This is a genomic window from Xenorhabdus indica (assembly GCF_014467235.1).
Taxonomy (GTDB): Bacteria; Pseudomonadota; Gammaproteobacteria; order Enterobacterales; family Enterobacteriaceae; genus Xenorhabdus; species Xenorhabdus indica.
Map to the genome: position 1 here is coordinate 1 of NZ_NKHP01000004.1, position 16,250 is coordinate 16,250.

At 40.2% G+C, this 16,250-nt stretch carries 16 protein-coding genes; 4 read left to right on the forward strand and 12 right to left on the reverse strand.

The window, feature by feature from the left end; all coding sequences use genetic code 11:
- On the forward strand, positions 1 to 148 hold a 148-nt coding region (locus Xind_RS04555), incomplete at its 5' end, for an IS1 family transposase (RefSeq protein WP_222941735.1).
- A 140-nt stretch (positions 149 to 288) separates the two neighbouring features.
- Here the strand turns inward: Xind_RS04555 and rlmA are convergent.
- Positions 289 to 1,104 (reverse strand): 23S rRNA (guanine(745)-N(1))-methyltransferase, encoded by an 816-nt coding sequence (rlmA, locus tag Xind_RS04560; RefSeq protein WP_187649553.1) that lies wholly within the window; start codon positions 1,102 to 1,104, stop codon positions 289 to 291.
- A 159-nt stretch (positions 1,105 to 1,263) separates the two neighbouring features.
- Here rlmA and Xind_RS04565 point away from each other — a divergent pair, with 159 nt between their 5' ends.
- The gene (locus Xind_RS04565; RefSeq protein WP_047684214.1) at positions 1,264 to 1,833 is read left to right on the forward strand and encodes a GNAT family N-acetyltransferase; all 570 of its coding nucleotides are present in this window, start codon (positions 1,264 to 1,266) and stop codon (positions 1,831 to 1,833) included.
- On the opposite strand, the gene uhpC is transcribed toward Xind_RS04565, so the two are convergent.
- The 9 genes from uhpC to guaB form a co-directional block, all read right to left on the reverse strand.
- Complete coding sequence (gene uhpC, locus Xind_RS04570; protein ID WP_047684217.1) at positions 1,830 to 3,158, reverse strand: MFS transporter; 1,329 nt, start codon at positions 3,156 to 3,158, stop codon at positions 1,830 to 1,832. The genes Xind_RS04565 and uhpC overlap by 4 nt on opposite strands.
- A gap of 9 nt (positions 3,159 to 3,167) precedes the next feature.
- Complete coding sequence (uhpB, locus tag Xind_RS04575; RefSeq protein WP_187649554.1) at positions 3,168 to 4,691, reverse strand: signal transduction histidine-protein kinase/phosphatase UhpB; 1,524 nt, start codon at positions 4,689 to 4,691, stop codon at positions 3,168 to 3,170.
- On the reverse strand, positions 4,691 to 5,299 hold the full coding sequence (gene uhpA / locus Xind_RS04580; protein ID WP_047684297.1) for a response regulator transcription factor UhpA: 609 nt from the start codon (positions 5,297 to 5,299) through the stop codon (positions 4,691 to 4,693). Before uhpA ends, uhpB begins: the two co-directional genes overlap by 1 nt.
- 139 nt (positions 5,300 to 5,438) lie before the next feature.
- Positions 5,439 to 6,815 carry a hexose-6-phosphate:phosphate antiporter gene (uhpT, locus tag Xind_RS04585; protein ID WP_187649555.1) on the reverse strand — a complete coding sequence of 459 codons (1,377 nt, stop codon included), beginning with the start codon at positions 6,813 to 6,815 and terminating at the stop codon, positions 5,439 to 5,441.
- Positions 6,816 to 7,135: 320 nt separating this feature from the next.
- Positions 7,136 to 8,245 carry an AAA family ATPase gene (locus tag Xind_RS04590; RefSeq protein WP_246432463.1) on the reverse strand — a complete coding sequence of 370 codons (1,110 nt, stop codon included), beginning with the start codon at positions 8,243 to 8,245 and terminating at the stop codon, positions 7,136 to 7,138.
- A 144-nt stretch (positions 8,246 to 8,389) separates the two neighbouring features.
- Positions 8,390 to 9,145, reverse strand: a complete 756-nt coding sequence (locus tag Xind_RS04595; RefSeq protein ID WP_187649556.1) for an OB-fold protein — start codon at positions 9,143 to 9,145, stop codon at positions 8,390 to 8,392.
- Positions 9,146 to 9,423: 278 nt separating this feature from the next.
- Positions 9,424 to 9,627 carry a hypothetical protein gene (locus Xind_RS04600; RefSeq protein ID WP_047684229.1) on the reverse strand — a complete coding sequence of 68 codons (204 nt, stop codon included), beginning with the start codon at positions 9,625 to 9,627 and terminating at the stop codon, positions 9,424 to 9,426.
- A gap of 311 nt (positions 9,628 to 9,938) precedes the next feature.
- Positions 9,939 to 11,516, reverse strand: a complete 1,578-nt coding sequence (gene guaA, locus Xind_RS04605; protein ID WP_187649557.1) for a glutamine-hydrolyzing GMP synthase — start codon at positions 11,514 to 11,516, stop codon at positions 9,939 to 9,941.
- An 81-nt stretch (positions 11,517 to 11,597) separates the two neighbouring features.
- Entirely contained in the window at positions 11,598 to 13,064 is a 1,467-nt protein-coding gene (guaB, locus tag Xind_RS04610) for an IMP dehydrogenase (protein WP_047684234.1), read from the reverse strand.
- Between the two features lie 173 nt (positions 13,065 to 13,237).
- On the opposite strand from guaB, the gene xseA reads away from it, so the two are divergent.
- Positions 13,238 to 14,605 carry an exodeoxyribonuclease VII large subunit gene (xseA, locus tag Xind_RS04615; protein WP_187649558.1) on the forward strand — a complete coding sequence of 456 codons (1,368 nt, stop codon included), beginning with the start codon at positions 13,238 to 13,240 and terminating at the stop codon, positions 14,603 to 14,605.
- Positions 14,606 to 14,733: 128 nt separating this feature from the next.
- Positions 14,734 to 15,213 (forward strand): Hcp family type VI secretion system effector, encoded by a 480-nt coding sequence (locus Xind_RS04620; RefSeq protein WP_047684239.1) that lies wholly within the window; start codon positions 14,734 to 14,736, stop codon positions 15,211 to 15,213.
- Positions 15,214 to 15,239: 26 nt separating this feature from the next.
- Here Xind_RS04620 and Xind_RS04625 read toward each other — a convergent pair whose 3' ends face one another.
- Entirely contained in the window at positions 15,240 to 15,659 is a 420-nt protein-coding gene (locus Xind_RS04625) for a WapI family immunity protein (protein WP_047684242.1), read from the reverse strand.
- Positions 15,660 to 15,672: 13 nt separating this feature from the next.
- Positions 15,673 to 16,250 (reverse strand): hypothetical protein (locus tag Xind_RS04630; RefSeq protein ID WP_187649559.1); only part of this gene is annotated, 578 nt, incomplete at its 5' end.

Here is a 16,250-nt window from a genome sequence, read left to right on the forward strand (position 1 = left end):
AACCTTCACTCAACGTATTGAGCGGGAGAATTTGACGTTGCGCAACCGACTTAAGCGACTCAATCGTAAAACGTTGGGTTATTCTAAGTCACCGAAAATGCATGATAAAGTCATCGGGACTTTCATTGAACGTGAATACTATGTTTAACACAAATCAACGGATTGAATACGTGACCTGCTGCGAGTCATGTTAACAGATATTAGCAGCAGCCAGTTAGCCGGAACACATTGGCCTGTATTGATCTGTGCCAGATATCAATCAATAAAACGAGCTGTTGAAAAAATAAATTAAATACGACGATAAACTTTCAACATAAAATCAACTTCACAATTAAATGATGGCTTAGCTATCAAATTGTTTTTGATCTCTTCAGAGGCTCGCCAGGCAAACGGCGTCATCTGTAATAAATTATAGAATTGTTCACCATCCAATTGCATTTCATACGCCAGAGTTTCCGCCGAAATCAATTCAAAACCTTCCAATTGTTCAGTATTCTCAGGATGCAGATGAACTTCCTGATAAATTAATTCTTTCAATTGATATAAATGACGCGGGCCAGGTGTAACAGTCAGGACAATGCCTTCCGATTTTACTACTCTGGATAATTCCGCCGCTTTGCAAGGAGCATAAATTCGCAAAATCCCATCAAGAGAGCTATCTGTAAACGGCAATCGATGGCTGGACGCCACACAAAAGCTGACATCCGGGTAACGTTTCGCCCCATAACGAACAGCGATTTTCGCCACATCCAAGCCATACACTGTAATATGCCGTTTAAGGTTCAACGCCTTTTGTACCGATGCAGTGTAATAACCTTCTCCGCAACCAATATCCAGCAATGCCTTAGTTCGTTCAGGTAAAAAACAATCAAACAATTCAATAACTTTTTGTTGTAGTATTTGATAATAACCTGCTTGTAAAAACACCCTTCTCGCCTGCATCATCTCAGCACTATCACCCGGTTCTTTTGAACGTTTATGCTGAACTGGTAACAAGTTAACATAACCTTCTTTTGCACAATCAAACTGATGATTCTTTTCACAGCGCCATTGATGATGAGAAAACAGCAGTGGCAAATGGCATAATGGGCATTGATAAGACATAGCATTCCGATGGGATAAAAGACAGAACAAAAAGCTACTATACCATGTTTCGTTTAGCATGTTTTTATAAAACCGGGGTGATATCAGATTGACGGCTAACCCTTTAAAACCCATTATATCCCTCACAAGAAATTAACATTTGATTGAACGGTTAAAGGTATGTCATTTAATGATCTGGAAACTAAACGCCTTTTGTTAAAAAAGTTGGCTTATGATGATGCTTCTCAAATTCAACAAAAGTTTCCTCACTGGGACATCGTAAAATATTTAGACAGTCACGCCGTACCCTGGCCATATCCTGATAATGGCGGACAATATTTCGTCAATAACATTGCTATGCCAGCAATACAAGATCAAAAAGCCTATATCTGGTCACTCAGAATTAAAACTAATCCTAATGAGCTGATTGGTATCATCGGGTTATATAACAAACACGATAATAATCGCGGTTTTTGGCTCTCTTTGGAATATCAAGGGCGCGGATTAATGCGCGAAGCATGTGAAAGAGTTACGAGTTACTGGTTTAATGAATTAGGTAACACCGTGCTCAGGGTATCTAAAGCCAAAGTTAATGATAACTCAAGAAAGATTTCATTAGCTGAAGGCATGAAAGTGATAAGAACTGAGACAAAAGAGTATGTATCGGGCAAATACGATTGTGAAATATGGGAGTTAACTCAAGAAGATTGGTGTAATCGACAGAGATTACACCTTAGTGAGAATAATTAACTCTGCTCCCTTTGCCGGGGAAATTGGGCTTGCAAAAAAGGCAATAATAATAAGCCAATCATGACAGCACAAACAGAAATCGTAATAAATAAGCCAGTCCAGTGGTAATTTTCTAAGATAATTGCAAATGGATAGCCACTCAGTGCTGCACCAGTATAGGCAAATAAGCCAACAAATCCCGTTGCTGCACCCGCTGAATCTTTATGCGAGCATTCCGCTGCGGCCATACCAATCAATAGCTGTGGACCAAAAACGAAAAAACCAATAGAAAAAAAACCTAACGATTGGAAAATTAAATCGGTCATGGGCATCAACCATAACGCAGCTACTGATAAAAAAATACCTATCGAAAATATTAAATTAATAGGGCCACGATTGCCGCCAAATAATTTATCAGAACCCCAGCCAGCAACCAGTGATCCTATAAATCCGCCGACTTCAAAGAGCGATACGGCAAAATTTGCACTTACCAAATCATAGTGATGGTATTCAGTTAGATAAAGATTTCCCCAATCGTTGATAACAGTGCGAACGATATAAACCAATATATAACTACAGGAAAGTAACCAAATGTATTTATTCCGGAAAACATAAGTTCTCAATATTTCTCTGGTACTTAATCCTTTACCTTGATTTTCATGCTTTTTTTCCAAAAAATCATTGCGGTACTGACCAACAGTCGGTAATCCCATAGAGGTCGGTTTATCACGTAATCGCCAACACAATAAAATTCCACCTAAAATCCCCAGACAACCCGGCACGATAAACCCTTCACGCCAACTAAAATTCCAGGTCAAATAACCAACAAAAAGTGCAACTAATGCGCTTCCAACATGATGCGAAGTATTCCATAGAGACCACCAGAAGCCACGCTCTGAGCGTGAATACCAAGTGGTGAGTAATTTAACACACGAGGGAGAAGCCCATCCCTGAAACCAGGCATTTAATACCCATAGACAGGTAAACATAATAATGGAACTGGACAAACCGAAAAGAATGTTAATGATACCTGTAGCAATAAGTCCGATCCCCATGAAGTAACGCGGGTTAGAGCAATCGGAAAGAATACCGGAAATGAATTTCGAACAACCATAAGTAATATAAAATAACGTGCCAATCAAGCCGATATCCCCTTTATCAATGCCCAGATCACTAATCATAGCGGGCATTGCATAATTAAAACTTTTGCGGGTGAAATAAAACAGCGCATAACCCACATACAGGCTTAACATAATATGAAAACGCCAGTAACGATATTGCTCCCGGATTTCTACAGCAGACAAATTATTTGGATTTATTGGCTTAGGTTGAGAAAAAATTATCATGACCATTTCTTAAAGTTTGGGCAAAATGATCGATAAATTCGTACCCGTGCGTGTCGAATCATCCTGCTGTTTTTCGCTATAAACTGAGAAATTACCGCCGAGTACCTGTACACGTTCACGCATACCGCGCAAGCCAAACCCTTTCATCTGATCTTCTGTTTTACAGCCAATACCATTGTCTTTAATCAATAAACGGATCATTTCTTCAATGGAGAAATGTAATTTAATACTATCGGCTTGGGAATACTTTAACGCATTATTCAATGCTTCCTGACAAAGACGATACAACGTGGCTTTCGTCGCATCACTTAATTGTTCTATAACAGTATCGGAATCAACCTCCCAATGGATTTCGACTGATATTCCCAGAGCTTCAAATTCCATATCCCGCAGTAATTGTTCAATAGCCTCTTTCAGCCCCAAATCATCAAGTATCTTAGGACGTAAACGGCTTAATAACATTTTAGTAGTATCATAAATATTAAGAGATAATGATTCTATGGTCTTGGCATAATTAACAATAGTGGAAGTTGCCTCAACTCGCTGAATAATATTGGCTTGTGTACGAATAGCTGTAATATTTTGACCTATTTCATCATGCAGCTCTCTGGCAATATCTCGTCTCACCGATTCCTCTGCTTTCACCAATTGGCGTGACAAACTGTGATTACGATGCAACTCTTTCTTTAACTGTGCATTGAGATCACGCTGACGCTGAACCGCCATCCCAAGCAGTATTCCTGTCAAGGTTTGAGTCAGAAGAGATAACAGCAAATCGGTAACTTCCATATTAGAAACACCACTACGGGCGGCAATTAACGCAACACTGTTAAGTAAAGTACCGAGCAAAGCTCCCTGCCAACCGTACCGAAAAGCCAGCAAAATAATCGGAATTGCGAGACAAAACGGCGCAAAATAATGTAACTCACTGGGTATCCAGATTTGAAGAAAGATGTTCAATAAAAATAGCAGGCTATAAAAAACTATCTGATTCCAATGAAAACGAATTTGGGAAGCAAGGATATTGGCAGTCAACGGTAACCAGACATTTTGGAATAAATAGTGCCAGACTAAGTAACACAAAGGAACCAACATGACTCCTCCGGTTAAGCTTACCAAAAGTGCGATAGTTAAAACCGGGTTATGGTGAATAACGGACATAACATTAATGATTGAAGTCACTACAATCACAAATGCCATAACAGCCAATCGTTGCCATTGATTACCATGGTAATAACAGCCAGCAATCCAAACAATAGGAAGGCTCACTATGCTGGCTGTTAACACGGTAAGCCATTGAGGCTGCCCCATTAACAGAGCCAAACCAATAGTAAGTAGCCATTCTGTACCATATAATGTCGGTAAATACCGTTTGGGAATATGCAAAGCGATGCCAAGACGCAGGGCAAATGGAAAAAATAAAATAGCCAGCTCTAAATCATTAACAAAATAGTAGGCTATCACCCACAAACAGAACCACCAACAAGAAAACAATAACCCACCGCAAAACGAATTGATCAGGTATCGATACATTAGATATCACTAGAAGCAAAATAATTCGCTAAGCCCACGTTATTTGTCACACCCAATTTACTCATCGCATTGGCCCGATGAACATGGATCGTTTTATGACTCAAGCCTAACTCAACCGCCACCTCTTTAACGTCCATCCCTCTGGCAAGCATTTCTGCTACTTGCCTTTCCCTCTTAGTTAAATGTTGTAATGAAGCAGGGTTATTTTTTGGTGAAGTCAATTTAAGCACAATATCCGGGGTGAAATAACAACCATTATTCGCAATAGTACGTACAGCCTGTACCAATTCATCTGGGCTACAACGTTTACTAAGATAGCCACGTGCTCCCGCCTTTAACGCACTTTCCACCATTGTGGCTGAATCGTGGACACTCAACATAATACAGCCAATACCGGAAGGAATATCCTGTAATAATGAAAGCCCACTTTCATCTGTCATTGAGATATCAAGAATACAGACCATTGCTCCAGATCCAGGAAGCCCATGCCTCGCTTCAGCACACGAACTAAATTCACCAACAACCTCAATATCAAGTTCTAAACTCAGTAACTGAGCAAAACCAGAGCGTACCACTACATGGTCATCAACTAACGCTACTTTAATCATCGTCATTTATTATCAGATCAGAAAAACCGTATAAATTACTCTCATTAATATAGCTGTGCAATAAACCAGGAACGGATACGTTTCGCCCAAAGACGCTACTGTAGATGAAACAGTAGCGTCAGAATATTTTCTATAGAATTTACTGTAATTTTCTGCTGCTTCGGATTTTTCGCTCTTCAGCAATGGCAACAAAAACAAGTAAGCCGATACAAATAAATGCAGAAATATCAAGTGCTGCAAAAGTGCCTTTCCATCCCGTTAAACCAAAAATAGGCACACCATCTGCAATCATCCCCAAGCCTAATTTAGCAAAGCTGTCACCGATTAAATACGCAAAAGTACCTTTAACACCATCTGCAACGCTAATTGCCTTTTTGGGTACAAAACCAACGGCTGCCACACCAATCAACAACTGTGGGCCAAATACCAAAAATCCGAGTACAAACAGGGAACCTAAATACATAAACTCGCTGGTTGCATATTGATAGAATTCAAGACTGACAATGATTAAGCCTAATGAAATACATGCGACCAGAGCACGACGACCATTTGCCAAATCTGATAAATAGCCCCACATTAGCGTTCCCACCAACGCGCCGACTTCAAACATAGTAAAACCAGAAATCGCAATCTCTTTAGAGTGCCCTAACTCCTGATATGCATATACTGTTGACCATTGGTCGATACCAATCCGCACGATATAAAGGAAAATATTGGCAAAGCAAAGAAGCCAAATCACTTGGTTTTTCAGGACATATTCAACAAAGATCTCACGCTTGGTCATTTTGTTTTCTTCTGCCGCAATATCTTCTTCGCTGACCTTCTCACCAAACAATTCTTCAACTTTGCCCAAGCCGTAACTTTCCGGTGAGTCGCTACCGTAACGTAAGCCGATAAAACCAATGATCAACGCAATAATAGAAGGGAAAATAAACATCCCTATCACATGACCATCAAACAAATAGTTAGCACCAAACAATGCAACCCCTGCTGAGCCTGCACCACCAACGTTATGTGACATATTCCACAGTCCAAGATAAGTTCCCCGCTTACTACGGGGCGTCCATTTGGTAATGGTGGAATAGCTTGCCGGGCCTCCTATACTCTGAAAAAAACCACTCAAAGCATAAAATGCTACCATCAAGAAAACACTGATACCTGAATTGCCCATACTCATACTAAAACCAAGCATGGCAAGGCCAGATAAGATCAACATAAATGGCAAGAATTGCTTAGTATTCTTCCCATCAGCATAGTAAGCGACTAAGGTTTTACCAACACCATAAGTAATAGAAAAACCCAACCCTATCAGACCAAGCTGAGTCATCGACAAACCATAAGTGGAAACCATATCGTTCTGGGCAATATTAAAGTTCTTTCGCACCAGATACATAGCCATATAACCAATAAAAACCACCAAATAGGACTGTATAAAGGGCTTAAACCACATTTTGCGGCGTACTTCGATTGGTAAATCCAACGTCGGTTGGCGGACTTGTTCAAGAATTTTAAGCATGTGAAATCCTCAGATAATCACGATAAAAAGAGCCTTTTTAATACAGGTGGAAAAAAGGTGGATCGCTGAAACGCGAAATTTTTCGTAGGAATTATTGTTACTGTCAGTATAAAGAAGTGATAAAAGGTTGGCTTGAGCTATAGTCTTAGTCAAGCTAGGAATATTTCCTAGCTTTAGGTTTATCTACTGTAAAACGTGAAAAGAGTCACAATCTCTGTTTGGTAAGGCGTGGTTAGTAGAGAAAAGTACGGCTCAGAAAACAAGTTATTAATTCTTATCTGGCCAACGCCATAACGATTCTTCCAACATATTTATATCAGTCACATGGGTTTCACCAAGTTGCTTTTGAGTTGAATATGCTGACAGTGTGAAGATTGCTTTAGTGCCGCAATCAAGACTGGTGAATGTGAAATGACCCACACTTGTGTTTGACTGGATGCCTTTATAATCAATTTAGCTAGTGAAGGCAAAAGTTCTGGATGGAGACTCGTTTCTGGTTCGTTTAATACCATCATTGACGGTGGGCGTGGAGTTAGTAATGCCGCGATCCATAATAAATAACGCAGTGTTCCATCTGACAATTCCGCACCAGAAAGAGGACGGATTAAACCATGTTGCTGAAACTGTATAGTAAACAGCCCTTCTGTGGAGCGAGAAATTGCTACCAAAGCGCCTGGGAAAGCATCATCAACAGACTCATCCAGCAATTGTGCGTCACCAATTTCACGAATTGTTTGCAACGCAGCAGCCAGATCACGTCCATCATGACGCAATACAGGAGTTCGTGTCCCAATCTGCGCCTTACGAGCCGGAGCATCACTATCAGTACGGAAATGATCATAGAAGCGCCAACCACGAATAAATTCACGCATATGAAAAACTTCCGGAGCAGTTAAAGGATCAGCCAGCTGATCAAACATGCTGGTAAAATTGTTAATGTGTCCTGATACGATTTGCCATCTTCGGCCTTCCCGAACCCGGATGATCGGGCCTTTGCGCTCAACCAGTAAACCAGCCGGATGATAACATTCTCCGCCCCAAATACCTTCTTGTTTAATTTCAGGATCTAACGCAAAAGCAGACTGTGACGGCTCAGGTAAACCAAGGGAAATAGAATAACCAAATGAATCTGTTGCAAATCCGAGACGTAACCGCTTTACCTCTTTTCTCACTCCCCCTTGCACTACCCCTCCCGCACGCGCTGTTCTCGAAAAAGTTTCCGGCCCTGCCCAAAACGCAGAGTCCAACCCACCTTCAAGTGCCAGAGAATTAACAACACCACCTTGTGCTGTCTCAGATAGCAAGCGTAGTGCGCGGTATAAATTAGATTTACCGCTACCGTTTGCTCCTGTAATCACATTAAGGGGACCAAGTACGATACGAAGATCGCGAATAGAACGATAATTATTGATAGCTAATGCTGAAATCATAATGTTCCAAATGCAAATTATTGGGGGAAATTCACCATATCAGATTTCAACCGCTGTGTATGAGAGGCAGTCGGTATAAGTTTACGATAATCAGTTGAAGGCATAATATCCATAATGATTCTGATCGCTCTAATCGAAGTCCGTTTATTTTTGATTATCCAACATTTTTTTATACTGTTCTATTTGCTCTTTGTTTTCTGCTGCAAACTTTTTCCACTTTGGATTATTTGCTTGTTGCAGGCAAGATATATCAATTCTCTTACAAATAGAGAAGTTGTTAGTTGATAAACTAACTAATTTTGATAACGCCACTATAACAACACCTTTCTTATTAGATTCATCCCTATCACCATTAATTGCCTTATTAACTTGGAATACCAGAGACTGGATTACTTGCTCTTTCGCGTTACTTTCTGGTATGCAATCCTTCACAACAGGCTCACCAACGACCGTCCCAACCACTTCGCATGCCAGGGTAATCTTTTGTCCCTTATGTAATTCAAGGACATAATCTTGAAAATTATTACTTAATGTTACATGCACAGTATCTAAGAAACTGCCGGCACTTAATGCAATAAACGATTTACCATCAGAAGGATAATTATTTATACTTTTAATTTTTCCGGAAATAATAACTTTTTTATATTTTAATTCTCTGTTTGCTCTTACTTCATTTTCAGAATATTTTCTGTATAAATCTCTTGCAGTTATGTAATTATATCCATAATCACTGGATACCTTACCGCCAGAAAATAACTTATTGACATCATTATCAACTAAAGATTTCGCAAACCTCGCATCATTCTCAGTAAAAGGAATAATTTTGCTGCTTGCCAACGCCATTTGGCAAAATAATACAGAGGCAATGGCAATACCTATTAACATCATTTTTTTATTCATAATCAACGACCTAATGTGAATATGATAAATTCATTTTTTTGTATGAGACTCAATTCACATTACATTGAATAATAGTCGATGTAAAATATAATATTTAATTATTATTATCACTATATACGTTATTGTTAACTAACAAAGCACATAGAAAAGATAAATATATGCAGGCATAGCAGTTCTCATTGACTGGATGGAACAATCAGTGGATCACATGATGCTATGCCTGTCCATTTTTCGGGAACTTCTTAGCGCTGAAGCAAGTTATTAAATATGGTGGTATATTAAAGTTGGTATATTCCAACAATAGCAACTCTTGCTACAGAGCTATCCAATTCTGTAGCATGGGTTAAAGCATTATTTTCCAATAGACCTAGAAAATCAGCAGCCGAGGTTTTGCTCATATCAATATCCAGCGCGATTTGAGTACTCACTGAAGTGTCATTATTACTATCAACACCATTATAAACAACAATATACTTATCCATACATTCTCACCCCTTATTTTTTCTTATATACGCTACATCGAGTATTTTTTTGCCATTTAATTAATACTTGTTTTAAATTTTATTTAAAACTGTCCTTAGCTTAGAGCCAGAATACATGAATTAATTTATCATCTCGCGTAGCATCTGGCTATTACGATTATTTTACCACTTACTATATATTTTTATAATACCGAGAGAAATGACCTGCTGGTACGGTGTGATTTTGTGAGATATGAGTATAAAAAGACCCTGATTTCAGGGTCTTAATTAAAAAATCATGATGATTTGGTGAGGCTTAGGAAAGCTTTAGATTATTCCCACTCGATTGTTGCGGGCGGTTTACCGCTGATATCATAAACAACTCGCGATATGCCATTGACCTCATTAATAATACGATTCGATACGCGACCCAGGAAATCATATGGCAAATGTGCCCAATGCGCGGTCATAAAGTCAATGGTTTCTACTGCACGCAGAGATACAACCCAGTCATATTTACGGCCATCGCCCATTACACCAACAGAACGAACTGGCAGGAATACGGTGAATGCCTGACTGACTTTATTATACAGATCCGCCTTATGCAATTCTTCAATAAAGATAGCATCGGCACGACGCAGCAAGTCACAGTATTCTTTTTTCACTTCACCCAGTACGCGAACACCAAGACCGGGCCCTGGGAATGGGTGGCGATACAGCATGTCATATGGCAGGCCCAGTTCCAGACCAATGCGACGAACTTCATCTTTAAATAGCTCTTTCAGTGGCTCAACCAGACCCAGAGCCATATCTTCCGGCAAACCACCCACATTGTGGTGAGATTTGATCACATGCGCGTTACCTGTCGCAGAGGCCGCAGATTCGATAACGTCCGGATAAATCGTGCCTTGTGCCAGCCATTTGACCTGAATCTGTTTTGCAGCTTCTTCATCAAATACATCAATAAACACATGACCAATAGTTTTGCGTTTAGCTTCTGGATCATCAATTCCCGCCAGCGCAGAAAGGAAGCGATCTTCCGCTTTAACATGGACAATATTCAGGTCAAATTTACCCGCAAACATTTCCATGACCTGATCGGCTTCATTCAGACGCAGCAGTCCATTATCTACAAATACACAAGTCAGACGCTTACCAATTGCACGATTCAGCAACAGCGCGGTTACAGAAGAATCAACACCACCAGACAGTGCCAGAATAACGTGATCATCGCCAATCTGTGCACGCAGACGTTCTACGATATCGTCAATAATGGAAGCTGGTGTCCACAGCGCTTCACATTGACAAATATCCAGCACAAAACGTTTCAGGATATTCAAGCCTTGATGAGTATGAGTCACTTCCGGGTGGAATTGCACACCATAAAAACGTTTTTCATCATTTGCCATGATAGCAAATGGACAGCTATCTGTGCTGGCTACAGTTGTGAAACCTTCGGGAATAGCGGTTACTTTATCACCATGGCTCATCCACACATCCAGTATCGGCGTACCTGATGCATTCAGTGCATCCTGAATACCACGGAACAGCTTACTGTCACCTTTGATCTCAACCTGAGCATAGCCGAATTCACGCTCATTAGAATTAGAAACTTCTCCGCCCAGTTGCATGGACATGGTTTGCATACCATAGCAAATTCCCAATACCGGCACGCCTGCATTGAAAACATACTCTGGGGCACGTGGACTGTCGTTTTCAGTTGTGCTTTCGGGGCCACCAGAAAGGATAATGCCGTTCGGGTTAAATGCGCGGATTTGTTCTTCAGTGACATTCCATGTCCAAAGTTCACAATAAACACCAATTTCACGAATACGGCGGGCAATTAGCTGCGTGTATTGCGAGCCAAAATCAAGGATCAGAATGCGATGTTGATGGATATTAGTTGTCATTCGAGGTGGATTCCCAAAACAAGTGGCAATAAAACAATAAAAGTTAGTGACCCGCAATTGCGGGCCACATTAATAAATAAATTACAAACCTAAACGATAGTTCGGTGATTCTTTGGTAATAGTCACATCATGGACGTGGCTTTCCTGAATACCGGCACCACTGATGCGAACGAATTCTGCTTTAGTTCTCAGTTCACCAATCGTGGCACAACCCGTCAATCCCATGCAGGAGCGCAAACCACCCATTTGTTGGTGGACGATATTTTTCAGCAGTCCTTTATAAGCAACACGGCCTTCGATACCTTCTGGCACCAATTTGTCAGCCGCATTATCAGTCTGGAAGTAACGATCAGAAGAGCCTTTGGACATCGCGCCTAAAGAACCCATTCCGCGATAAGATTTGAATGAGCGGCCCTGGTAAAGTTCGATTTCACCCGGAGATTCTTCTGTCCCCGCCAACATTGAACCTACCATCACACAGGATGCACCCGCTGCAATGGCTTTGGCAATGTCACCTGAGAAACGGATACCACCGTCAGCAATGACTGGAATCCCCGTTCCTTCCAGCGCTTCTACTGCATCAGCGATTGCAGTAATTTGCGGAACACCAACACCAGTAACGATACGAGTCGTACAGATAGAACCTGGACCAATACCGACTTTAACTGCGTTCACACCTGCTTCTACCAGCGCTTTGGCACCTTCACCCGTCGCTACGTTACCACCGATAATTTGCAGATTAGGATACTTGGCACGCGTTTCGCGGATACGCTGCAAAACACCTTCTGAATGGCCATGGGATGAGTCAATCAATAGCACGTCTACACCTGCGGCAACCAGTGCATCAACACGCTCTTCGTTGCCCGCACCAGCACCAACCGCAGCACCAACACGCAAACGCCCCTGTTCATCTTTGCAGGCATTCGGTTTACGTTCTGCTTTCTGGAAATCTTTCACCGTAATCATGCCAAGCAAATGGAAGTTATCATCAACGACCAGCGCTTTTTCAACACGCTTCTCATGCATTTTCTGCAATACGACTTCGCGGGCTTCACCCTCTTTTACAGTGACTAAACGCGCTTTCGGCGTCATAACTGCTGTAACAGGCAGATCCAAATCAGTCACAAAACGGACATCACGACCAGTAATGATACCCACCAACTCATTCGCTTCTGTTACTACCGGATAACCTGCGAAACCATTACGTTCAGTCAGTTCATTGACTGCGCGCAATGTCGTTTGTGGCGTTACAGTTACGGGATTAGTCACAACACCACTTTCATGCTTTTTCACGCGACTGACTTCTTCAGCCTGACGCTCGATAGACATATTTTTATGAATGAAGCCAATTCCCCCTTCCTGTGCCAGTGCGATAGCCAGTGCAGATTCCGTCACGGTATCCATTGCCGCAGAAAGCATAGGCACGTTCAAGCGAATAGTAGATGTTAATTGCGTGGACAGATCTGCTGTATTAGGCAAAACTGTAGAGTGGGCAGGAACCAACAAAACGTCGTCAAAAGTTAATGCTTCTTTTTTAATTCGTAACATGGGCAATATCTCACCAAGCTATGTGGCAATTAAGGGATAAAATATTGCCGCGGCATTATACAGGCCGTAATCGGTTGCCTCCAGCATTTTCTGAAAAAAATTTCTTGATTAGTAATGATGAGTAGTTATTATCAGTCAATTAAGTCCTTGTTTTAAAATTTGATCTAGCTCACATGTCACTGCCAACCAACACTGGAATTTTTTCTGTTAGTCGTCTGAATCAGACGGTTCGTCAACTATTGGAGCTGGAAATGGGTAGAATTTGGCTCAGTGCTGAAATTTCTAACTTTTCCCAACCTTCATCCGGGCACTGGTATTTCACGCTGAAAGATGAACGGGCGCAAATCCGGGCAGCGATGTTTCGTAGTTATAATCTACGAGCTGCGTTCCGGCCACAAAATGGTCAGCAAGTGTTGGTCAGAGCACAAATCACCCTGTATGAACCACGTGGTGATTATCAACTGATAGTAGAAAGCATCCAACCTGCTGGTGACGGATTATTGCAACAACAATTTGAAGTGTTGAAACAGAAACTCACCGCAGAAGGATTGTTCGAGCAAATCTATAAAAAACCACTACCCTCACCTGCCAAACGCCTTGGAGTGATCACCTCAGCCAGTGGCGCAGCATTGCACGATATTCTGAATATTCTGAAACGTCGTGATCCTTCTTTACCTATTATTATTTATCCTACTGCGGTTCAGGGTGCAGAAGCTCCATGGCAGATTATTCAGGCTATTGAACTGGCAAATACCCGACAAGAGTGCGATGTTTTAATTGTTGGGCGTGGTGGCGGTTCGTTGGAGGATTTATGGTGTTTCAATGATGAGCAGGTAGCACGTGCGATATTTCAGAGCCAAATACCTATCGTTAGTGCTGTTGGACATGAAACCGATGTCACAATTGCAGATTTTGTGGCTGACTTGCGTGCTCCGACGCCTTCTGCGGCGGCAGAATTGGTTAGCCGTAATCAAATTGAATTGTTGAGACAAGTTCAGTCCCTGCAACAGCGTCTCGAAATGGCGTTGGATTACTTTTTTGCCAAAAAGCAGAGGATTTTTAATGGATTACAACATCGTCTCCAACAACAACGGCCTGATTTGCGGTTGGCACGTCAACAAAATCGTTTATCTGAATTACGTCAAAAATTGATCGATGGTTTATTACGCTGCCTGAAACAAAATTCAATGTCCTATGAAAAATTAAATCAAAGACTTTTACAAAATAGCCCTGAGCAAGAAATACGACATTATAGCCAACATATTCAACAATATGATTTTCGGCTCAAACAGGCAATAGAGCGACAGTTATCCCGTTATAAAGAGAGATTTGCGGTTTCCTGTTCACGCATGGAGGCCGTAAGCCCGTTGGCAACGTTGAGTCGTGGTTATAGTATCAGTGAAACTCCAGATGGGAAGTTGTTGAAGCAGGTTAAACAGGTCAAAGTTGGTGATTCGCTGAAAACCCGATTGCTGGATGGCTGGGTTGAGAGTCAAATAATCCAAGTGAAAAAAGTTAGTCAGAGAAAAAATAACTTATAAAAGTGTCTTATCTGTTTTGTGATAAGTTCCAATAAACTTTATAAGTTTGGCGTGGTGTATAAAAAAACTCAACATATTATGATGAAAAACCATAGAGATTATGAACAATAACTCAGGATATACACTGTATGGCCAATTTAATTTATTTAACATTAACAGGGAAGAAACAAGGACTTATTTCTCAAGGCTGTTCAACTTATGCTTCTATAGGAAATCAATATCAGCAACGCCATGAAGACGAGATATTCGTTTTATCAATTAGGCATAGCATAATTAGAAATCAAAATGTTATGCATCATCCTCTGGAATTTATAAAGCTTATTGATAAGTCTTCTCCGTTGTTAGGAATGGCAATTTCAGATAATGAAAAACTGGAGGGGATCTTTGACTTTTATAGAACATCAATGGATGGTAATCAAGAAAAATACTACACTATCCATTTAAGAGATGCATCACTTGTTGAAGTCTCTACTGATTATCCTCACTCTATTACTCATAATGATCGACAACCGCAAGAAATAATATCCATAATTTATAAAGACATTATGTGGAAAAACCATGCTGCAAATACTTCTGGTTACAGTATCTGGAGTGACAGGATCTTATGATATTCAGATTAGCAGCATTATCGCTGCTAATCTTGCAGCAATGATCTCAACCCCTGAATAATCAATGGAATATAACTTTGATCAATTCTGGTTGTTCCAGACAACACAATTTCTGAGCGAATTTCACTTGAAAATTCAAAACCTAATGTATAACTCCCAATTGCATCATTAGCTTTGGATAATTTAAGTTTAATCATTCCTTCCATAGGACAAAAAGTTAGAGAATAATTTTCCTGATTTTTTTCTGATTCGATAATTTTATTAATAAAATCATTCAATTCTCCAGTAAATATATTCCATTCAGTCGCAAAACTTATCCCCTTGGATTTAAATTCAACATATAAATTTATCGTAGACTGATAATATTCATATTTATCTTCACATGCAAAAGTTTTATCTAACAAAAATATTTCCAGCATTATATCTTCATTTTTTATTACTAACATAAATCACCTCAAACTACTTATACAGAAAATGAACTATCGTCCAATTTTTCTCATCTACAACAACTTCGAGATTATACTCTTTATTCTCATATTTATGGGATTTGCTATTATATCTATTTTTATACATCTTTATCTCATACCTTTGAAGTTTTACTGATGATTTCCCTATAGAATCAGGCATACGTTTACCATAGCGTATAGCCTTTTCAAGAATATGTACAGGAACATACCTTCCGGGTTCACGCATATGTTTTGCGGGCACTAAGGCAAATTTGATTTTTTTTGCTGATAAACCTATCTTTAAGCGACCTTTCAGTATATTAATTAAATGTTCACCTAACCTTATGGATAAGTTTACATATGCACCTCTGCTGGTTAAAGCTTGGAAAAAACGCCCTCCTGAAGCGAGTTTTTTTATTATAAAACCACCAAAGAAAATTAAATCAAAGGGATCTATTAATGGTGTTTCCAGTGGTAATTCATGTAGACCTATAAATAAGCTTTCAAAATAGTAGATCACTTGGAGGGAACTCAGTCCAATTTTTGCGATCTGATTAATCGCCAAATCAAAAAAATCCCAAAATGGACTGA